Below are 19871 nucleotides of genomic sequence, written 5' to 3'. Positions count from 1 at the left end.
TGGGGTAACGAAGCGTAGGCGGGTGAAGTTGGTTGATCTACGCGATGGGAAGGCTCTCGGACACTACGTTAGCTGCATGGCAAGGGAGGGAACGGGTCGAAGACGTGTAGCTTTGGCTGCGCGGTGGCTGTGGTTTTAGAGCGCAACAACTACTGCGACAAGTGCATTGAGGACTGTTGCGGAGACGGCGAAACTGTACGCGCCGGGCCGAGCAGCCCGAAAACGCGCGCCAACAACAGAAGCCGCCACCAGAGTGATCGCGGCGGAAGTCGCACACACGGCGATACCGGATTGAATGGGGAGTGCTTGCAACAATCCCCAGGCAGTGATCAGACCGAGAGGCAGGCCGGCCAGGATCTGAAGTGCCGTCTGTGCGCGGCTCCGTGAGCGTCGCTGCTTTTGCGACGTCATTGCTTGTCGACCACTTCGAGAAGCTGCATCATGCCGTGGTCCTCGTGGAAGAGGATGTGACAGTGCATGACGAATTGGCCGGTGAAGTCTTCGAACCGGTGTCGGATAGTGAGGGTGCCGAATGGGGGAAGCATTGCGGTGTCCCGGTAGTGCTGCTCGTCGACGGGTTCACCGTTGACTGCGACGACTTGAAAGTCGTTGACGTGGATGTGTACCGGGTGCGGCTCGTAGGTGCGGTTGACGAAATGCCACTCTTCGGTGTCTCCGAGCGTCATCGTTTCGTTCACCACGTGGTGGTCGAACGTGGTGCCGTTGATGTAGTACATGAAGTGCTCGATGTCGCCGGTGCCTCGCGGTTCCATCTCCTCGAAGACGAATTCGCGTCTGCGGTCGATGACGGCGTCTCGGAGGTCGTCGAAGGGTAGCAGCGCGTCGGGTAAGGGGTCCGGGTTCTGCAGGTTGCCTCGGGTAACCAGATTCAGCAACGGCATCGGTGCCGGGACCATCGATGAGTAGAAGGGTCCATATTGCTCCCAACTGAGCGAACGAAGTTGGTAGGTACCAGTATTGGCACCTTCGACCAGCGCATCGACTCGCCCTCCGGGAACGATTTCGACGATGTCGCGTGCCGCGACAGAGGTGAGTGCGTCGCCGTCGATGGCGATAATATGCATGGGGTGTTCGTCGAGTTGGAGCCGCAGGAAAAGTGAGCTGGCGTTGATGATGCGCCAGCGCTGAATTTCTCCCGGCGCGATCTCGGTCGTCGGTTGGAAAGTTCCGTTGACGAGGGTTTGCTGCAGGTTGTTCGAGCTTTTGTCGCCGGGGACCATTTCGCCGTCGGCGATTTCCGTCTGACTCAGCACGAGTAGACGCTCTGGTCGTCCGTGGACTCCGGGTATGTCGTCGAGTTCTCCGCGAACGATCAGGGCTCCGAACAGTCCGCCGAATACCTGTGTGTCGCTGAGGGTGTGCTGATGGGAGTGATACCAGTAGGTTCCGGAGGAATGGTTTGGCGGCAGATCGTAAGCGTAGTCGAATGTCGTGCCCGGTTCCACGGCCATCAGTACGTCATCACTCGGTTGCCGGGGCGAGACATGCCAGCCGTGGGTGTGGAGATTTGTCGGTTCTGCGATGTCGTTGATCAGCGATACCTCGATGCGGTCACCCGTCCGTACGTCCAGTGTCGGGCCGGGGTAGGTGCCTTCGTAGGTCACGGCACGGACGCGACCGCCGCCCAGTGCGACGTCCCCGTCGGCGACCCGCAGTTGTGTTCGGAGTAAACCGTTTTCGCTCGTTCGCACGCTGGGTTCGAACCACATCGAGTCGTGTGCTGCATCGCTGCGGGATGCGCAGGCGGTCAGCATCGGCGTCGAGAGCAGTGGAAGTCCGGCGAGCGCGGCCGCTCCGGTGAAAAAACGCCGTCGGGTGATCGGGTAGGTGAGAGGTCTGGCTTTAGCCATTGCCTGGCTCCTTGACGATGGTGACGGTGCGGGTGGTGGCCGCAAGCGGGTGTCCGGTCCAGGTGACATCGATCGTATGTTGGGTCTGGCCGTCACAAGCGAATACGACTGCTGCTCCGATGCCGGTGGGGCCTCCGGCAGGGACTTGATATGGCAGTTCATTCTGGATGCCGACCGGTAGCACTTGTCCGTCGAGTGAGAGCGATACCTCGGTGGCTGCCGACGCGCTCCAGCCCACGGTCACGATCGATCGGGCCGGTACAGCTTCCAGGCAACCGAACGTCGGGAGGATGGTGAAATCGGTAACCGTGACCACGTCGCTTGCCTCTGGTGACGATGCCTGAGTGGCCGTGGAGGCTGGAGTCGTCCGCGTCGGTATCGGTTGAAGTCCGTCACGACTATCGTCGGTGGCTGCGCATCCGCTCAGCGCGAGTAGAACTGCAATTGCAGTCGTAGACCTGCGTAGGCGGCGCATGTCGGTGGCTTTGCGCGCAGGAGTAGGCATCGATCGAGTCCACTTCGTCGGGTAGGAAGCTGATGCGGTTCAGCAAGTGCGGAAGAAGCGAAGTCGCCGCCCCGGAACGGCTTTCAGTGTCGCGGAAGAGTGCAACTATTCTGCATATACGGCGCCGGGCAATCGCCCTGGCTGTTCGGTCGAGAAAGCGAGACCTTGATACGCGCAGGACTGAACGTCGAGCGCGGCCCAATCGAATCGGCGCTCGCCGCGATGCCGAGTGGGCCGAGGAGGCGGCGGTTGCGCTACCTGACGCCAGGGATGGGAGAGGCACCTGCGGTGGCAGTGGTGCTGGATGCGGATTCGCCGTCGATGGCTGAGATCTGGGACACCCGCGCGCCTGCCTGCCGAACGCGAACCCTCCCGTGCAAGTGCTGATGGGAGAGGCGCTACCGCGGACTCGACGCGGAAAGCTGGACCATTAGGCTCTGGTGCGTCGTCACCGAGCCCTCCCTCCCCGTGTGCGTCGCCGCGGCCGGCATCGGCCAACGTGCCAGTTCCGGCGCCCGAAGTCGCAGTGGTGGTGACTGCGGCTGCGAGCGAATTCTCAGAAGCTGGACGAACCGAAGTTCGGAGCTGACGAACCGGGCGCCGGCGTGAGCAGCGGACCTTCCTGTGGTGTGATCACGGCGGTGTTCGCAATCGGTGTATCCAGATAGATGCCGGGCAAGTTCCACGTGGTGTTCCCGATCTTGATGGTGAAGTCGCCGTGCACGCGGTCCACCCTCTCTTTTGCGAGGAACGTGACCGATCGCTGAGGCGGAATGGTGGTATTGACCTGCTGTGAGTATCCGACTGTCTGCGACCAGGTGCGGCCGATCGACCCCGATACTTCGGCGTTGATGATCGAACCCAGCTTCGCCGAGACCTTGCCCGCGATGGCGATGTTCGAGGACTCCGTCTGGCTGTAGTTCACGTTGATCGACGATGTAACGGGCGATGTGGTTGCGTTGTTGATCGCGGTGTACACCTGGTGGTTCTCGCTGAAGGTGACTTCGTGGCTTGTCGGCGAGAAGCCGCAGCTGCTGATTCGAGTGTCCGCGCACAGAGATAGCAGGGTTTGAGCTTGCTTCTGTCCGTCACCGGGTCCGAAAGTGAGATTTGTTCCCGGGCTGTCGAGGAGCTGACCGATACGATCGTCGATTGTCGTGCACTCGACCGATGCGGCGCAGGCCAAGTATGACGTTGCGCCCAGCGGAGATTGGTGGAAGTGGAAGTCGTAACGGTAGGGAGGTTCGCCGGTGTGGGGGACGTTCGGGTCGTTGTCGGGCCACGCCTTGTAGACCGGGTAGACATCGCCGTCGGTGAACACATACGAGGATGCGGAGAAACTGGCGGACTGACCGGGCTGCAGTACCGAGCCGACGCCGGGTCCTCCCGACAAGCTGTCCCCACCGTTCAATCCGGCGAAGAAGGCTGCATTCTGGGTCAAGTTCTGGATTTCGAAGGATCGGCTCAAGCCGGACGTCGGGGGTGCCGGCTCTGCTGTCGCTGGGCCGGCCGACAATCCGAGCATCAGGATGGTCGCTGCTGTTACCGATAGCCCGGCTCGCGCGCTGATTCTGGTACCGAATCGCTTCATGAAGTGTTCCTCGATCGATGTGGGGCGAGCGCCGGATGGCGTCGTTGCGACTGAAGATAGAGAGAGAGTGCCTATATTTTGCAATTGGGTCAGAGAACGCGAACGCGATGTGCGTCAACTGAGCTATCAGCGCCATCTTGGCCGTTCAGGGCCGGGAGGAAGCTGATCGGTGTCCCGGTCTTTTCGGGCCGTCGGTGATGCTGGTGGGTCGGGTCGCTGCTGATTGGTGATGTACTCGGCGATGCTCGACAACGGTGCCTCATCTGCGGACGCAACAAGATACGACGGCGACAAAAATGGTTGCCCCACAGGAATGGTTGCCCCACAGGTACGTGCGGATATGTTCGGGAAACTCTTGCTGCAAGTATCGGGCCGAGACCCCTTTGCGGCTGTTGACCAACGTGGAGAGCTGAACGGTCTGCGGATAGTGAATGAGCAGGGGCACGTGATCGGATTCGCCGTTGAGCTCGGTGAGTGTTGCCCCGAACTTGTTGCGCACCTCTGCCGTGATCGTTTCGCACCGCGTCAGCATCGGGTCGGTGAAAGCCCCTCGCCGATATTTGGTGGCAAGAGCAAATGTGACTGTAGCGCGAGCGGGAGAGTGGTGGTGGGTGCGAGGTGAAACGGATTGTCATGGTCGAACTTGTACCCACGCCCGAACAGTTCGCGGCATTGGAGTCGACGTTGGTGGTGTGCAACGCCGTCGCCTACGAGGTTGCCGGGCTGGCGCAGTCGATGAAGCTGCGGTTGCGGCGGCCGTTGCAGGGTTGCGATGTATCCGATGGTGAAGTCGCGAGGATTGTCGGTGCAACCGTCGTTGTAGGTGTTGCGAAGGTTGTTGATGCCGACGCCCCCCGAACCGCGAATCTGATGAACGGAAATTACGGTCTTCCGGGGCCGAGCCGGCATGCCGCAGTCGCTGGTACCGCGATCGGGTTCCGGCCGAATGCTGCGCAACCTTTCGACGATCGTGGCGAAGAAGGACAACGCCGAACGTCCGCGTTCCATCGTGGTCGGGCCCCTGGCGAAGATCATTCGGCCCGTGCTCAAAGAGCTCGCAGTCGAGCGTGCTGGGGCCGGTCGACACCGCGCCGTACTACGCGCTTGAGGTCGAAGCCACCGCACTCGGAACCGTGGGTGGAAAAACATTGGGGCGAGGCGATATCGCCTCGCCCCAATGTTTTTCCTGCTGTAGTTACAGCGAGTCGAGTATCTTGATGACGTGGGCCGGTTGTGCCCCCGCGGTCGGGGAGTGCGCCGCGCGGTATGTCACCGGGCACGATTCGTAGACTTCTTGCAGTCCTGTTGCTAACCAGTCAGGTTGGCGATGCGATGCATACCGCAATGGTCCGCCGTGCTGGCGGGGGAATGCGAAACCATTTACCAGTGCCAGGTCGATGTCGGTTGCACGCGCGGCGACGCCGTCGGAGAGTACCCCTACGGTTTCGCTGACCATGGAAGCGATGACGCGTCGGACGATCGTCTCGTCGTCGAATTGCTTTGCCGTGATGGCTTTTCGTGTCCGCTCGGCATCGATCAGTGCCTCGACCTTGGGATCGGGGAGCCCTTTGCTGCTGCCGTCCGGGTACTTGTACCAACCGGCACCGGTCTTGCGTCCGAGTCGGCCTTCTTCACAGAGGAGATCGGGGATCCTGACGTATCTTTGCTGCGGGTCGCGGTTCGGCGCGAGACGTTTGCGACGTGACCATGCGATGTCCAGACCTGACATGTCTGCCACCGCGAATGGCCCCATCGCGAATCCGAAGTCGGTCAATGCTCGGTCGATCTGTTCGGGACTGCATCCGTCCTCTACGAGGAATTCGCATTGTGCTCGGTATGCGGCGTAGATGCGATTGGCGACGAATCCTTCGCCGACGCGTGCGCGGATACCGGTTTTGCCGAGACGTCGAACTACCGTCGACAGCGCCGCGATGACCTCGGGTGAGGTTTTCGCGGTTTCCACTACCTCCACCAGGCGGTTGAGATGGGCGGGGTTGAAGAAGTGCAGCCCGACGACTCTGGATGGATCGGCGACGACGGATCCGATGTCGTCAAGATCCAGGTACGAGGTGTTGCTGGCCAGGATTGCCGCGGCAGGCGCATGTTCGTCGAGCGCACGGAATAGTGTGCGTTTGACGTCGAGATCCTCGAATACCGCATCGATCACCAGATCGGCGTTGATCAGTGCCTCGATGAGAGTCGTCGTGGTGAACAGCGACGGTTCCTGCTCCGTGCGTCCGGCCTTCGCTGTTGCTGCAGCAACGGTCTGAACGGTCCGCTCCAGCGCGTCGATATTGGTATCGGTGACCGTGGTGCGAAAACCTGCGAGCACCAGTGCAGCTGCAATCGAAGCGCCCATCGTGCCAGCACCCACAACAGTCACCCGGTTCACAGGACGAGCCTGCGCGGTCGAGCGTAGTGCCTTCGCTGCGGCCCTCTCGGCGAAAAACAGATAGCGCAGGGAGGCAGCCTCTTCCGACTCACGCAGTCGGGTGAAAACCTCCCGTTCCGCAGTCAGCGCCACATCGCCGGGTTCGGTTGTCGCACGGTGAACGGCGTCGATCGCCTCGAGGATATGTGGTCGACTTTTGCCCTTCTTCGTCACGTGTGCGGACATGGCAGCGAGTGCATCCCGATCAGGTTCCGGCACAGATAGTTCCCGGAGAATTCGCTTCGAACCGGCGCGGGCGGCGGCGATCGCGTGTTCGACCAGGTTGTCATCGACGAGGGCGTCGAGAATGCCGAGCTCGTGGGCTTGATCGGCTTTGATTCTGGCTGCGGTACCGATCAGTTCCAAAGCGCTGGTTGCACCGACAAGGCGCGGCAATCGGACCGTTCCACCTGCGCCGGGAATGATGCCCAGCCCTACTTCGGGCAAACCGACGACAGCGGTGCGGTCGGCGATCCGGAGATCACAACCTAACGCCAACTCGAAGCCGCCACCCAGCGCGAGACCACTGATTGCCGCGACTACCGGCACCGGCAGTGATTCGATTTCTCTAATGACCGCGGGCAGTTGCGGTTCGGCTAAGGGGCCGTCGAATTCTCTGATGTCGGAACCGGAGTAAAAGTTCGCTCCGGACCCGGTGATGACCACGCCTCGTAGACCGTCGATGTCTCGAGCTTTGGCGAGTTCGGCAAGGAGCCCGCTGCGAACAGCATGTGAGCCTGCATTGACCGGGGGATTGTCGATGGTGACCACCACGACGTCGCCGTCGAGAAGGCTGGTGCAGATCGTCATGCGTGTTCCTGCCCCTCGGCAATAGCAATACGGACAAGCGCGTCCACTGCGCACACGCCGTGACCGGTCTTGTTGATCAGCAACGGATTGACCTCGGCTTCGAAGACGGCGGGGCCGGGGCGTTCGGCGATGGACGACAGCGCAACGATCGTATCGACGATTGCGTCGACGTCACCGTGGTCGCGACCACGGAATCCGCGGTAAAGCTCCAGTGCCGCAACCTCTTCGGTCATTTCCACGGCTGCTTCGCGAGAGGCCGGGGCGGTCCGGATGCTCCTGTCGCGATGGATTTCCGCCAGTTCACCACCGGCGGCAAGCATGACGATCGGACCGGCGTCCGGGTCGACCCGGTAGCCGACCAGAACTTCTCCGAGACCCGAGACCATAGGCTGAACCAGGATTCGTTGCACCTGCACATCGGGACGGTGTTCCGCTACGGACTGCACGATCCGCGCCACAGCGTCGCGTAATTGCTGTTCGTTGGCGATATGGAGCACGACGCCACCGACATCGGATTTGTGGGCAATTCTCGAATCGAGCACTTTGGCGACGACCGGGTACGGGAAGGGCAGGGTGTCGATCACGGGGTCTTCGAGGACATCGAGAACCAACGCCGGGGCATGCGGGATCGACAGTGTATCGAGGAAGCCGTAGGCCTCGACCTCGTCGAGGATTCGGGACGGGGAGTTCTCGTCAGGCCGGGCTGCGAGCGGGGGAGTTGTGTGTGGGGTACGGCGCCGGAACGTCGCAGCAACCACGTCGGCACACGCCTCGGGGGTGCGGAACGCCGGAATGTTCTTGTCCGCGAGCAATGTCAGCGCATCGGGGGCGTCCGGCACGATGAATGCGGCGAGCGGGGTGGGGGCGTCCTTGCTGTCGATGAGCGCACGCAACGCCAGTTCCGGGTTGAATCGCGCGGACGAACCGATCACCGCGATGAGCAGATCGAATTCTCCGCTGCTGAGCAGAACGTCCAGTGCCTGGCTCATCACTTCGTACTTGGTGCCGGCCAGCGTCACGTCGACGATTCGGGCGGGGGACGCGTCGACACCTCGGCGTGCGAGCTCTGCGAACGTCTCGTCCGATGCCCGCTGCACGTCGATACCTCGGACGCCGAGCTGGTCGACGACCATCGCGGCACCGCCGCCGGTGGTGGTGACGACACCGACACGGGGCGGCGGAGAACCGGCCGGCCGAATGGGTAGACGCGCAGCTAGGGCGGCGCATTCGAGGAGTCCTTCGACGGTATCAACACGGGCAATTGCGTTGTCGGCGAAGAACTCTGCGGCGACGTCGTCGGCGCCGGCGAGTGCTCCGGTGTGTGAGACGGCGAGTTCGGCAGCGGCGTCGGAGCGCCCCAGCTTGTAGACCGTTACCGGCTTGCCGCGTTCGGCAGCTCCGCGGGCAAAGTCTCGTAGTTCGTCCGCGCCGCGAAGGTTTTCGAGGAACAGTAGGTAACTCGTTACTGCGGGATCGTCGAGTGTCGCGGTGCACAGTTCGCCGACGGAGAGGTCGCATTCGCCGCCGGTGGAGACCAAGCCGGCGAAACCGATGCCGCGGGCCTTGCCTCGCGAGGCCAGTGCTCCGATCATCGAACCGGACTGGGACGCGACGAAGGTGGAGCCGCCGGGTAGGTCCTTCTCGGCGAAGGCCGCATTCGCGGTCAAGACCAGGCCGTTGTTGGGGTTGGCGACACCGAGGCTGCTCGGGCCGATCAGGCGAACGCCGCAGGTGCGGGCGGTCTCGATGAGGCGTCGTTCGCGTTCCGCCCCGGCAGGCCCGCTCTCGCTGAAGCCGCTGGCCAGCACGGTGGCCACGGTGACCCCGAGGCGTCCACATTCTTCTACCGCTGCGACTGCGGTGTCGGATCCCGTCATGATGAACACGTGCTCGGGGACCTCGGGAAGGTCGGTCAGGGATGGCCAGGCTTTTTCGCCTTGCACGATGTCCCGGCGAGGGTTGACCGGGTAGATCCGGCCGGCGTAGCCGCTGGCTCGTAAGAAGCGCAGCGGGCGGCCGGTTGTCTTGCCGGGGTCGTCGGAGGCTCCGACCAGTGCGATGGACGATGGCGCCAGGATTGCGTGGGACAAGTCCCGTACGGCTGGGGCGGTGAGGTGATCGATGGTCATGGTCAGCCTTTCCGCTGGCTGAAGCGGCGTCCGAATACGTTTTCGGCGATGCGGTTCTGCAGGATCTCGATGGAGCCGCCGGCGATCATCCAGCCGCGGGTACGACGGAAGCAGTATTCGACGAGCGATTCCTGGCTGTAACCCGTTCCGCCCATGACCTGTACGGCTTCGTTGGCTGCGTGGAAGCCGGCTCGGTTGGAGGCGAGTTTCGCGGCGGCGGTGTTGTAGGCGCTGGGGAGGCCCTTGTCGTCGAGATCGGTGACCGCGCGGTAGAGCAGCAGTTGTGCGCTGTCGAGTTCGACGGCGCAGTCGGCGAACTTCCATTGCAGGCCCTGGAATTCGCACAATGGGCGGCCGAACTGCTCGCGGTCGAGTGCGTAGTCACGGGCAATGTTGAAAGCGTGGCGGCCCAGTGCCAGTGCGCGGGTGGAGTTTCCGAGTCGCTCGACGTTGAAACCGCTGATCTGTTTCTTGAAGCCGCCTTCGCCGAGGAGAACGTTTTCCTTGGGGATCCAGCAGTTGTCGAAGTAGAGCTGGCACCATTTCTCGCCGCTCATGAATTCGGTGGGTTGGCCGAAATTCAGGCCTTCCGCTCCGCGCTCGATGAGGACCGAGCCGATTCCGCCGGTGCCAGGGCCGAAGCGGACGTAGATGAGGAAGAAGTCTGCGTCGACGCTATGGGTTCCGAAGATCTTGGTGCCGTTGATCAGGTAGCCGGCGCCGTCTTCCTTTGCGGTGGTGGTCAATTCGGTGACTGCGGATCCAGCGCCGGGTTCGGTCATGCCGAGACCGATGAGTTTTTCGCCGGAGAGGAGACCGGGGAGGAAACGTTCGCGTTGTTCGGTGCTGGCGTATTGCGCGAAGGTGCGGATTGCCCCGAAGTTTCCAGCTTGGACCAGGTCCGCGGCAGTGGGGCAGTGCAGGGCTACTTCGTAGATTGCTTGCACTGCGCTCATCAGGTCGCCGCCTTGGCCGCCATGCTCTTCCGGAATCGTGATTCCGATCAGTCCCTGTTCAGCGAGCATCTTGTTGAGTTCGCGATCGAGGCCGTGATGATGGGCGCGTTCGAGAGCTCCTGCAGCCAGTTTTGTGGCGGCGAAGCGACGTACCACCTCGGCGAATTCGCGGTGCTCGGGGTTGAGGGTGAGGTCCATGGGTTCTCCTTGGAGTCGAGAGACCCCGAGTACTCGTACTCAAGGTCGATCTTCTGAGACGTCGGAATGAATACCGAAATGCGCTTGCGCGCACTAAGCGGCCTACCGACTTCGTTCATGTCTGTCCGCATCAGTGGGCGTTCTGGGCGCCGAGAATCGGTTCTCGCCGATTTTTGCCTGTTTTCGAGACGTCTGCGGAGGACGTAGCAGGCACTTCGGTAATCGCGACCGTGTGCCGTGTGCCGTGTTTGAGCTACGCGAGTCCCTCGTAAAGGGATTCGGCGCCTTCGTTATCGAGGCTGAGGTTGACCGTGTAGGTGTAGCGGTCGCCTCGGTAGTAGGACTCGACGTAGTCGATCGGCTTCTTGTTCGGTCCGAAAATGACGCGAGTGACTGTGAGTACCGGTGCTCCCTGAGGCAGATCCAGTCGCGCTGCAATCTCCGGGTCGGCGATGTCGGCTCGGATGGATTGCCTTGCGCTGGTCAGTTCGATGCCGGATTCGACAAGAATGGTCATCAGCGAGTCACGTTCGAGGTTGACTTCATCGATCAGGTTGCCGACCTTCTCAGGAAGATGATCGACGCTGTACGCGAAAATCTGGCCATCGAGATGGCGGGTACGGGAAACTCGGACGACGTGCCCGACATTGAGTCCGAGGGCGGAGCGAACTCGCTCCTCGACGGGTGCATGTCGTTCGATCCGAACATCCTTCACTCCGGAACGTTTGGTCTCTTGCATCAATTCGGACAATGATCCGTTGAAGTGTTGGCCGACCTGTGCCGCGGCGGCAGGTAGAACTCGAGTTCCGCGGCCGCTGCCCCGGATCACCAGCCCTTCCGATACCAGTACTCCGACTGCCTGGCGAGCAGTGACCCGACTCACCGAGTAGGTGGACATGAGCTGCGGCTCTGATGGAAGAGTTGAGTCGACCGGGTATTCGCCCAAGAGGATCCGGCGCCGAAGCCTGTCGGCTAGTTGATGGTAGAGCGGCAGGGCTGCATCAGGATCAAGGGCAGAGGTGCTCATGAATACTCCTGATTGGTCAACGCTCGAACTTCGATTCCAGGCCGAGGTAAGGCCCGAGATACCTGAGTTCGCATTGTAGTGCCGAATGTACTCCGAAGGAAAAGCCACGGGTTTCCTCTTATTCTCCCATGATCACCGAATGGGTCCGAGCCTGCGTCAACGGCCGCGACCGGCGCGTGTCGCCTCGCAGCTAGTCCGACCCGGCAGCGTCGATGCCTGCCATGTCCTCGTACAGCTTGATCAGCGCAACGCTGTCGAGTTGGCCGAGTCCCTTTGCGCGCGCGGCTTCGAAGATCTGGTGGATTGCTCCTGCCGCCGGCATCGCAAATGCCGAGTCGTGGGCCACGGTCAGCGCGAGTCGGAGATCCTTTTCCGCTAGGTAGAGGGCGAATCGCGGGCTCAGGTCGCGGTCCAGGACATAGGGGATCCGCTTGGAGAAGTGGAAGGATCGGCCTCCTGACTGGTTGATTACGTCGTAGAGACGCTGTGCGTCGAGTCCGAGCTTGCGGCCGAGTGCGAACGCTTCGACTGCGACCGCGACGTTCCCCATCGCCATCGTATTGTTCACGATCTTGATGGCCTTGCCCTTTCCTACCCCGCCGACATGCTGGACGATGCCGATGGCATCGAGGAACGGCTTCGCTACGTCGAGGTCGGCATCCGAGGCTCCGACCATGAGGACGAGTCGACCGTCGCGGGCCTCCGGAGGGCCTCCGGAGACGGGGGAGTCGATGACTCTCACGTCGTGCGCGACGGCTTCTTCGGCGATCTCTTCGATGGTGGAAGGCAGCGTGGTACTCAGATCGATGAGGATTTTGCCTCGGAGCTGGGACAGTAGTCCGGATTCGAGGACTGCGGCGCGCAAGGTTCGGTCATCGGGCAGGCTCGTGAAGACGACCTCGAGGGATGCAACCGATTCGTCGGTCATCGTGCTTGCACCTTCATCCGTCAGACGTGCCACGGCTGCGGGGTCGAGGTCGCGAACGAATGTCTGGAAACCGGCCGTTACGAGGCGGTGGGCGACCGATCCGCCCATCGCTCCGAGCCCGATGATGCCGACTGAGGACGTGATGGTCGAATCGAGAGCGGTCGTGTCGTTCTGTTCCGAGATCTGTTGGGAAATCGTCATTGTGGATCCTATCTATCCGTAGTAACCGATGATCGTTTTCAACTGGCTGTATGCGCGGAGTGCCTGCACACCCTTTTCGCGGCCGATACCGCTTTTGCGGTAGCCACCGAAGGGCGACTCGACGCCTGCGCCGCCGTACCGATTGATGAAGACCTGCCCGGCGCTCAAGCGCGTCGCCGCACGGTGAGCCGTAGCAAAGTCGCGGGTGAAGATTCCCGCGGAGAGGCCGTATTCACTGTCGTTCGCGATCTGAATCGCTTGCTCGAAGTTCGAGAACCGCAGAACCGATTGGACGGGACCGAAGACCTCTTCCTGCGCGATGGCCATGTTGTTGTCGACGTCCGTGAGGACGGTGGGCTGCACGTAGAAGCCGCCGGGAAAGTCGGGTACATGGGCGATGTCGCCGCCGGCGACTATTCGAGCTCCATCGGAGACTGCACCCCGGATTTTGGACAGGACCTGCTCGACCTGCGCAGCAGAGGACAGCGGGCCGAGATCGGGGTCGTCGAGCCCTCGGCCGGGCCGGAGCGGAGAGACCTTGTTGACGAGCCGTTGCACGTACTCGTCGTGGACACTTTCATGGACGAGTACTCGGGTACATGCAAAGCAGGACTGGCCGGAATTTCTGATGATCGCGTTGGCGCCGGCGTCAACTGCCGCGTCGAGATCAGCGTCGGCCATCACGATCAGAGGCGACTTGCCCCCGAGCTCGAGATGCACCGGAACCGCTCTTCGGGCTGCGGACGCCATGACGTGCGTGCCCGTGTTCACCGATCCGGTAAAGGACACATGGCGCACTAGGGGGTGGCCGACAAGTGCGGCTCCCGTCGATTTACCAAGGCCGACAACGATACTGACAACCCCAGAGGGGATCCCGGCCTCGTCGGCCAGTCGTCCGAATTCGAGTGCGGTCGACGGGGTGAGCTCCGAAGGCTTGACGACCACAGTGTTCTTCGCAGCCAGGGCGGGCGCAACACCTCGGGCCAATTGGCTCAACGGCGCATTCCACGGTACGACTTGTCCGACGACACCGTAGGGCTCGTAGCGGGAGAACGAGAAGACGTCGTCTTCGGTGGGGAACACCTCCCCGCCGGTCTTGTCGCACAACGCGCCATAGAACTCGAAATACCGTGCAGCGGTGTCGACGTCCGCCTTCGCTTGTCGTAGTGGTTTGCCGGTATCGAGACTCTCCAGATGGGCAAGGCGCCCCTGGTTGGTCCTCAGCAACTCCGCCAGGGTGAGGAGCTTGCGAGCGCGTTCGAAATCTGTGATCGATCCCCATGTGTCGACCGCGGTATTGGCGGCTTCGACCGCTTGGTCGACGAGGGCTGCCGAACAACCCGCGAGGGTGTAGAGATGCGCGCCGGTTGAAGGGTCTATTTGGTCGATGGGGGCGTCATCGCCGTCCATTGCCTGGCCGTTGATCCAGGCGGCGCCTTGGACCGCCCGCAGCTGCTGCACGCCTGTCATAGTCACTTCCCTGTGGTGGATATCGATGTAATAAGAACGGAAACTAGAACGTCCTAACGTTAGCATGTTTGTGGCGCCGGCAACATCTTCCGGTCGTTTTACTGGCCTTTTAGGTGGAATTACGACCAATGGGCTCGAAGCTTGACCGTACGTCCTAACGTTGATACCTTCGTGACTGGCATCACGTTCCTTCGTAGTTCGGATGTTGTGTGAAGGACCCGTAACCGCGGGTGGCTTCCATTCGGTGCTACGCACGATCCGTTCGGCAACGCCTCTTCGGCAGGGCCGGCTTCTGCCCAGAAACTTTCAGTGAGAGACTCCTTATGAGGTTCCAATGACTGCAATCAAATCCATGACTTCGTTGTCGACCAAGGAACGCGACAAGGAAGTCAGACGCGTCGTAGCGTCGAGCTATTTCGGCAGCATGCTCGAGTACTACGACTTCCTGCTCTACGGCACAGCAGCAGCGCTGGTGTTCGGCCCGGTCTTCTTCTCCAACCTCTCACCCACCGCTGCGACCATCGCCTCACTCGGCACCTTCGCAGCGGGTTACCTTGCGCGGCCGTTCGGTGGGATCGTCTTCGGGCACTTCGGCGATCGGCTGGGCCGAAAATCGATGCTGATGATCTCGATGTCGATGATGGGCGGAGCATCGGTCCTGATCGGATTGGTTCCATCGGCAGAGATGATCGGCTCCTGGGGTGCAGTCCTGCTGATCCTGCTGCGCCTGATTCAGGGAATCGCCATCGGAGGTGAATGGGGTGGGGCTGTCCTCATGTCGCTCGAACATGCAGACCCGAAAAAGCGCGGGTTTCTGACCTCCTTCACCAATGCAGGCGCTCCCTCCGGATCCCTTCTGGGAACGCTCGTCATGGGCGCCGTCGCGTGGCTCCCCGAGGAAGACTTCATGTCCTGGGGCTGGCGAATCCCCTTCCTACTCTCCGCAATTCTGGTGGCACTCGGCCTGTTCATCAGAAGCCGAGTCAGCGAGAGCCCGATCTTCGTTGCGGCGCTCGAGAAGGACAAGGATGCACCCAAGCGTGAAATGCCCCTTCTCCAGATTCTCAAGAAACCCCGAGTCCTGGTCATCGTCACCTTCTCTTGCGTCGGCCTCTTCGCGCTGAAGGCCACCTTCTCGACCTTCGGCATCACCTTCGCGGTCAATGGTGGAACAGAACGCTCCGACACTCTGTTCGCCTTCGCGGTAGCACAGTTCATCGCTATCTTCGCAGTCCTCGCCTTCGCGCGGATCTCCGACCGGTTCGGTCGCCGCCCCGTCATGGCAGCCGGTCTGGCCATCTACATCGCGATGTCGTTCCCCATTTTCGCTCTACTCGGATCCGGCACGAGGGCACTGGTTACGCTCGCGTTCGTGATGGCGTTTCTGTGCCACGCCGCGGTTTACGGGCCCATGGCGGCGTACGTATCCGAGCAGTTCCCGACATCCTCGCGTTACACCGGTTCGTCAGTCGCTTTCCAGACAGGATCGATCGTTGCGGGACTGAGCCCGATGGCTGCAGCCGCCTTGTATGCCGTCAGTGGAAACTCGACAACGACGTCATTCTTCATGATGGGCATCTGCGCCATCAGCTTGGTCGCACTCTGGCGGGCATCAGAAACGCGCGACAACGACCTCACACGGTGAGCGCAGAAAGCGAAATGTAGTACTTCCTCAACATTGGCCGTTATCCCGGGCGGCTGCGATGCAGGCCAGTTCGTATACGCGAATTATGTTGGGGTCGAGCTGATCCGGAATAGCCGCGGAAAATTGAAACTAAGGACAATCCATTGACCCAGCAACATTTGACCCCAGCTCAGGAAACGCGGGGTGGATTAGCGCAAGACAAAGTCAGAAAAGCCATCTGGATCGGTGGAGTCGGATCAGCGATCGAGTACTTCGATTTCACGGTTTATGCGTTTTTGGCTACCACCATCGCAGTAGTGTTCTTTCCCTCGTCTGATCCTGCAACTGGACTTCTTCTAGCGCTTGCGGTGTTCGCTGCGTCGTTTGTGTTCCGACCCATCGGCGGCTTGGTCATCGGCCACATCGCCGACAAGTATGGACGTAAACCTGCGTTGATCATCGCTGTCGGCGGGATGGGAATTGCCACAGCGAGCATCGGATTCCTCCCCAGTTACGAGACTGCGGGTGTCATTGCTCCCATCCTGCTTGTCACGGCGCGAATTGTTCAGGCCCTCGCGGCGGGTGGTGAAATGGGCGGCGCCGGAACGTACGTAGCCGAGGCTTCTCCGCCAGAGAAACGCGGATTTGTCACCAGCACGACGATGCTGGGCTTGATGATCGGCACACTTCTCGGTGCGTTCACTGTTGCGATGCTCAATTTGGCACTGACATCAGAGGAACTCGTTGACTGGGGGTGGCGTCTGCCGTTCTATCTCTCTGTCGTCTTCACGCTGATAGCTCTCATTTTCCGGAAGAAAATGGAAGAGTCGAACAAGTTCGAAGACCTCGAAGAGCGGCAGGTGACCAAAGCGCCGGCAGTCATCCTGTTCCGACTTCACTGGAAGATTGTCCTGCTGACGACCATGATCGCGCTGACCTCCCAAGCTTCGTACTACCTGGTCTTCACGTATTTGGGGACGTACTTCACCCGGGCAGAGCTCGTGGACTCGTCGACCGCGGCCATAGCGACTACGTGCACTCTTGCCATCGCAACTTTGATGATTCCTGTCTGGGGCAAACTCTCGGATCGGGTTGGCCGTAAACCGATTCTTATCGGCTCCGTTGGCTTGACCCTGCTGTTGATTTACCCGCTTTTCATGTTCATGGGAACCGGCCCAGTCTCAGCCATAATCGGTCAGATCGTCTATGGCCTGCTCGTTTCAGCCCACCTTGGCGTGCTAGTCGCAGTCATTTCCGAGCTCTTTCCCACCAACGTCAGAAGCACCGGCTTCTCCATGGGCTTCAACTTCGCAGCCGTTCTCGGTGGCGGCACAGCCCCCTACGTATCGACCTGGCTGATAGAAGAAACCGGGAGCCTTCGATCTCCTGCATTTCTCATCATGCTGATGGCGTCCATTTCCCTTATCGGTGCGCTTCTCATCAAAGAGTCCAAAGGTAAGGAACTGCAAGGCTGATTCGGAAGCCCTTGTGCAGTAAGTGGATTGGAGCATCTCGGACGGCCGGTGATGCAGCGACAGAAACCATCAACAGGGAAGCGGAAGTGCGATGTCAGACATCAAGACACTCGAATCCATCGGGGTAGGTGATGGATATGCCGATGTGCACCAACCTCATTCGTGATCGGCACTACCCGATCCCTGTCAAGCACCTCAAGCGGAAAGTGATGCCGTCATGAGCGATCCCTTCGAACTCTTTGCCATCAGACTCGGCCACGTCGACCGGCCCGCTCGCGACAACTTCCTCAACGGCCCTGCCCGCGAGGGAACGATGCGCATGGACTTCGACATGTGGCTGGCCCGCAACGATGAGCGGGTCGTGGCCATCGACACCGGTTTCAGCACCGAAGCAGGGGCCCACCGCCGCCGCACCCTCGAGCGGAGCCCGCAAGACGCCGTGCGCGAACTGGGCATCGACCCCCGGGAGGTTACCGATGTAGTTGTGACGCACCTGCATTACGATCACGCCGGCAACCTCGACCACTTTCCCGCTGCGCGTATCTGGGTGCAGCAAGCAGAGGTTGCCTACGTCACCAGCGATGCGATGCGTCACCCCGAGTTGCACCACTTCTTCGAAGCCGACGACGTCTGCAGCCTTCTACAGCAGTCCTTCAAGGGCCGTGTCAACCAAGTGGCGGGGGAAGCAACCGTCGCAAAGGGTATGGAGCTGCACCTCGTGGGCGGACACACTCCTGGCCTTCAGATCGTCAGGGTGCTCACGCGACGGGGATGGGTTGTCGTGGCCTCCGACGCACTTCACTACTACGAGAACTTCGAGCGTCGCAATCCCTTTCCAGGGATCGTCAATGTGCCGCAGATGATGGACGGTTACGATCAGATCTTGCACCTGGCAAGCGATGTCGATCACATCGTGCCCGGTCACGATCCGCAGGTGATGAAGCGCTATGCCGAGGATTCAGCGGGGTTGCCAGAGGGCATCGTCGCTTTGCACCACGATCCGGCCGAAGGATAACCCGCACCCTGAGCGTGGCCACACTGTGCTCACGTTCGCTGCCGCGGATCAGCTCTCAATGGTCACGACAGAGTCATGAGCGGTGAGCGAAGCATTTTGGGGACCTTTCGAGGATGCTCTGGTGGAGAAGGAAGTCAGCCCATCTGCGCCGCTGGAGTCATCAAAGGGCGCAGTGACATCTCTCGTCATGGTTGTCGAACAGGAGACGCGCCAACATAATTCGATGTCAATAGTGGCCGGAACAATTGTTGAACAGCGAGCAGACGAAGGACACGCAACGTGCCAAGAGTAGAACCCGCAGCCAGGGAAGGAGCAATCGCAGACCGATTGCGAACCCGGCGCGGCGGCCATCTGACCCCACTCGACGATGCCCTGCTGCACAGCGAACCGTTCGCCGACGGCTGGAACAGCCTCCTCGCCGCCGTGCGCAGCCAGATGAACCTACCGGGAGACCTACGCGAACTGGCGATCAGTCGGGTCGCCGACCTCAACGACGCCGACTACGTGTGGCACGCACACGTACCCCTGGCACTGAATGAAGGGTTGACCGTTGAACAGGTTGCGGCCCTACGCGAAGGCGCTGACACTGCACCCTTGACCGAGTTGCAATTACTGGTGCGGACCTACACCGACGCGATGACCCGCACGATATCTGTGAGCGACGAACTCAGCGACCGAATACACGCCCTGCTGGGCACGGAGCAGTTCGTCGAACTCACCGGCACCATCGCCGCATACAACATGGTCTCGCGGTTCCTAGTCGCCCTTGACATCGGCCAGATCCAAGAAACCGAAGGAAGCGAAATCACAGCATGAGCGCACGTCTGGAAGGCAAAGTCGCGATCGTCACCGGCGCCGGTAGCGTCGGACCGGGCTGGGGCAACGGGCGCGCCGCCGCAGTCAGATTCGCAGAGGAAGGCGCCCGGGTCTTCGCAGTCGACCTCCACGCTGAGGCGCTCGAAGAGACCGTGGCGCGGTTCGGCGGCCGCAACGACGCCATCGTGCCGTTTCAATGCGATGTCACCGACACCGACGCGGTGAGCGCCATGGTCGACGAATGCCGCAGTACGCTCGGGGCGATCGACATCCTGGTCAACAACGTCGGAGGATCCCATCCGGGTGGGCCGGTGGAGATGTCCGAAGAAGACTGGGGCCGTCAGCTCGAATTGAACCTGACCACAACCTATTTGACATGCAAGCATGTGCTTCCGCACATGAAGGACGTAGGTTCTGGGGCCATCGTCAACACCGCGTCGACCTCAGGTATCCGATGGACGGGGTCCGCACAGGCGGCGTACGCAGCCTCGAAGGCTGGTGTCATCGCGTTCACCCGGTCGGTGGCAGTCCAGCATGCGCCGTTCGGAATACGCGCGAACACCGTCGTTCCCGGCCAATTGCACACACCGATGGTCGAGGTCCGCCTGGCGCGTCAGCGCACTGGGGGAGACGTCGACGAGCTCCTCGAGCAGCGCCTGGCACGGATTCCCCTCGGCTTCATGGGCGACGGCCGCGACACAGCAAACGTGGCGCTGTTTCTCGCTTCCGACGAGGCACAGTTCATCACCGGCACCGAGATCGTCGTAGACGGCGGCATGTCAGCCCGCTGCGACTGAACAGGTTGAACACCAACGGCGAGCCTC

Annotated in this window: 16 protein-coding genes and 1 pseudogene; 5 read left to right on the top strand and 12 right to left on the bottom strand. The window is 61.2% G+C overall.

All coding sequences use genetic code 11. The features are described from left to right. Positions 1–135: 135 nt before the first annotated feature. The 12 genes and pseudogenes from R4P64_RS29055 to R4P64_RS29000 form a co-directional block, all read right to left on the bottom strand. Positions 136–411, bottom strand: coding sequence for a hypothetical protein (locus R4P64_RS29055; RefSeq protein ID WP_317823626.1), 276 nt, complete (start codon positions 409–411; stop codon positions 136–138). After that, positions 408–1871 (bottom strand): multicopper oxidase family protein, encoded by a 1464-nt coding sequence (locus R4P64_RS29050; RefSeq protein WP_317823625.1) that lies wholly within the window; start codon positions 1869–1871, stop codon positions 408–410. The genes R4P64_RS29055 and R4P64_RS29050 overlap by 4 nt, the downstream gene beginning before the upstream one ends. After that, complete coding sequence (locus tag R4P64_RS29045) at positions 1864–2376, bottom strand: hypothetical protein (protein WP_317823624.1); 513 nt, start codon at positions 2374–2376, stop codon at positions 1864–1866. The genes R4P64_RS29050 and R4P64_RS29045 overlap by 8 nt, the downstream gene beginning before the upstream one ends. A gap of 556 nt (positions 2377–2932) precedes the next feature. Then, on the bottom strand, positions 2933–3967 hold the full coding sequence (locus R4P64_RS29040; RefSeq protein ID WP_317823623.1) for a hypothetical protein: 1035 nt from the start codon (positions 3965–3967) through the stop codon (positions 2933–2935). Between the two features lie 204 nt (positions 3968–4171). Beyond that, positions 4172–4583 (bottom strand): annotated as a pseudogene (tnpA, locus tag R4P64_RS29035) (IS200/IS605 family transposase); the annotation flags it as partial. Beyond that, positions 4493–5002, bottom strand: a complete 510-nt coding sequence (locus R4P64_RS29030; RefSeq protein ID WP_317823622.1) for a hypothetical protein — start codon at positions 5000–5002, stop codon at positions 4493–4495. The gene R4P64_RS29030 and the pseudogene tnpA, both read right to left, overlap by 91 nt. Before the next feature lie 160 nt (positions 5003–5162). Then, positions 5163–7208 carry a 3-hydroxyacyl-CoA dehydrogenase NAD-binding domain-containing protein gene (locus tag R4P64_RS29025; RefSeq protein WP_317823621.1) on the bottom strand — a complete coding sequence of 682 codons (2046 nt, stop codon included), beginning with the start codon at positions 7206–7208 and terminating at the stop codon, positions 5163–5165. Beyond that, entirely contained in the window at positions 7205–9337 is a 2133-nt protein-coding gene (locus R4P64_RS29020; RefSeq protein ID WP_317823620.1) for an acetate--CoA ligase family protein, read from the bottom strand. The genes R4P64_RS29025 and R4P64_RS29020 overlap by 4 nt, the downstream gene beginning before the upstream one ends. A gap of 2 nt (positions 9338–9339) precedes the next feature. After that, positions 9340–10491, bottom strand: coding sequence for an acyl-CoA dehydrogenase family protein (locus R4P64_RS29015; RefSeq protein WP_317823619.1), 1152 nt, complete (start codon positions 10489–10491; stop codon positions 9340–9342). A 253-nt stretch (positions 10492–10744) separates the two neighbouring features. Next, entirely contained in the window at positions 10745–11518 is a 774-nt protein-coding gene (locus R4P64_RS29010; RefSeq protein WP_317823618.1) for a GntR family transcriptional regulator, read from the bottom strand. 190 nt (positions 11519–11708) lie between these two features. Continuing rightward, on the bottom strand, positions 11709–12647 hold the full coding sequence (locus R4P64_RS29005; RefSeq protein WP_317823617.1) for an NAD(P)-dependent oxidoreductase: 939 nt from the start codon (positions 12645–12647) through the stop codon (positions 11709–11711). Positions 12648–12659: 12 nt separating this feature from the next. Next, positions 12660–14117, bottom strand: a complete 1458-nt coding sequence (locus R4P64_RS29000) for an aldehyde dehydrogenase family protein (protein ID WP_317823616.1) — start codon at positions 14115–14117, stop codon at positions 12660–12662. 334 nt (positions 14118–14451) lie between these two features. On the opposite strand from R4P64_RS29000, the gene R4P64_RS28995 reads away from it, so the two are divergent. From R4P64_RS28995 to R4P64_RS28975, 5 genes are all read left to right on the top strand, one after another. Beyond that, positions 14452–15762 (top strand): MFS transporter, encoded by a 1311-nt coding sequence (locus tag R4P64_RS28995; RefSeq protein ID WP_317823615.1) that lies wholly within the window; start codon positions 14452–14454, stop codon positions 15760–15762. A gap of 143 nt (positions 15763–15905) precedes the next feature. Further along, the gene (locus R4P64_RS28990) at positions 15906–17216 is read left to right on the top strand and encodes an MFS transporter (protein WP_317823614.1); all 1311 of its coding nucleotides are present in this window, start codon (positions 15906–15908) and stop codon (positions 17214–17216) included. A gap of 217 nt (positions 17217–17433) precedes the next feature. Further along, complete coding sequence (locus R4P64_RS28985) at positions 17434–18231, top strand: N-acyl homoserine lactonase family protein (protein ID WP_317823613.1); 798 nt, start codon at positions 17434–17436, stop codon at positions 18229–18231. 279 nt (positions 18232–18510) lie between these two features. After that, the gene (locus tag R4P64_RS28980; RefSeq protein ID WP_317823612.1) at positions 18511–19047 is read left to right on the top strand and encodes a carboxymuconolactone decarboxylase family protein; all 537 of its coding nucleotides are present in this window, start codon (positions 18511–18513) and stop codon (positions 19045–19047) included. After that, the gene (locus R4P64_RS28975; protein ID WP_317823611.1) at positions 19044–19844 is read left to right on the top strand and encodes an SDR family NAD(P)-dependent oxidoreductase; all 801 of its coding nucleotides are present in this window, start codon (positions 19044–19046) and stop codon (positions 19842–19844) included. Before R4P64_RS28980 ends, R4P64_RS28975 begins: the two co-directional genes overlap by 4 nt. The last annotated feature ends 27 nt before the right edge of the window (positions 19845–19871 follow it).

The organism is Rhodococcus sp. IEGM 1366, assembly GCF_033142425.1.
Classification (GTDB): domain Bacteria; phylum Actinomycetota; class Actinomycetes; order Mycobacteriales; family Mycobacteriaceae; genus Rhodococcus_F; species Rhodococcus_F globerula.
This window is presented reverse-complemented; position numbering and strand designations above follow the sequence as displayed.

Coding starts and splice junctions, on each gene's coding strand:
- R4P64_RS29055 (WP_317823626.1), bottom strand. CDS start 411: ATGACGTCGCAAAAGCAGCGACGCTCACGGAGCCGCGCACAGACGGCA.
- R4P64_RS29050 (WP_317823625.1), bottom strand. CDS start 1,871: ATGGCTAAAGCCAGACCTCTCACCTACCCGATCACCCGACGGCGTTTT.
- R4P64_RS29045 (WP_317823624.1), bottom strand. CDS start 2,376: ATGCCTACTCCTGCGCGCAAAGCCACCGACATGCGCCGCCTACGCAGG.
- R4P64_RS29040 (WP_317823623.1), bottom strand. CDS start 3,967: ATGAAGCGATTCGGTACCAGAATCAGCGCGCGAGCCGGGCTATCGGTA.
- R4P64_RS29030 (WP_317823622.1), bottom strand. CDS start 5,002: ATGATCTTCGCCAGGGGCCCGACCACGATGGAACGCGGACGTTCGGCG.
- R4P64_RS29025 (WP_317823621.1), bottom strand. CDS start 7,208: ATGACGATCTGCACCAGCCTTCTCGACGGCGACGTCGTGGTGGTCACC.
- R4P64_RS29020 (WP_317823620.1), bottom strand. CDS start 9,337: ATGACCATCGATCACCTCACCGCCCCAGCCGTACGGGACTTGTCCCAC.
- R4P64_RS29015 (WP_317823619.1), bottom strand. CDS start 10,491: ATGGACCTCACCCTCAACCCCGAGCACCGCGAATTCGCCGAGGTGGTA.
- R4P64_RS29010 (WP_317823618.1), bottom strand. CDS start 11,518: ATGAGCACCTCTGCCCTTGATCCTGATGCAGCCCTGCCGCTCTACCAT.
- R4P64_RS29005 (WP_317823617.1), bottom strand. CDS start 12,647: ATGACGATTTCCCAACAGATCTCGGAACAGAACGACACGACCGCTCTC.
- R4P64_RS29000 (WP_317823616.1), bottom strand. CDS start 14,117: ATGACAGGCGTGCAGCAGCTGCGGGCGGTCCAAGGCGCCGCCTGGATC.
- R4P64_RS28995 (WP_317823615.1), top strand. CDS start 14,452: ATGACTGCAATCAAATCCATGACTTCGTTGTCGACCAAGGAACGCGAC.
- R4P64_RS28985 (WP_317823613.1), top strand. CDS start 17,434: ATGAGCGATCCCTTCGAACTCTTTGCCATCAGACTCGGCCACGTCGAC.
- R4P64_RS28975 (WP_317823611.1), top strand. CDS start 19,044: ATGAGCGCACGTCTGGAAGGCAAAGTCGCGATCGTCACCGGCGCCGGT.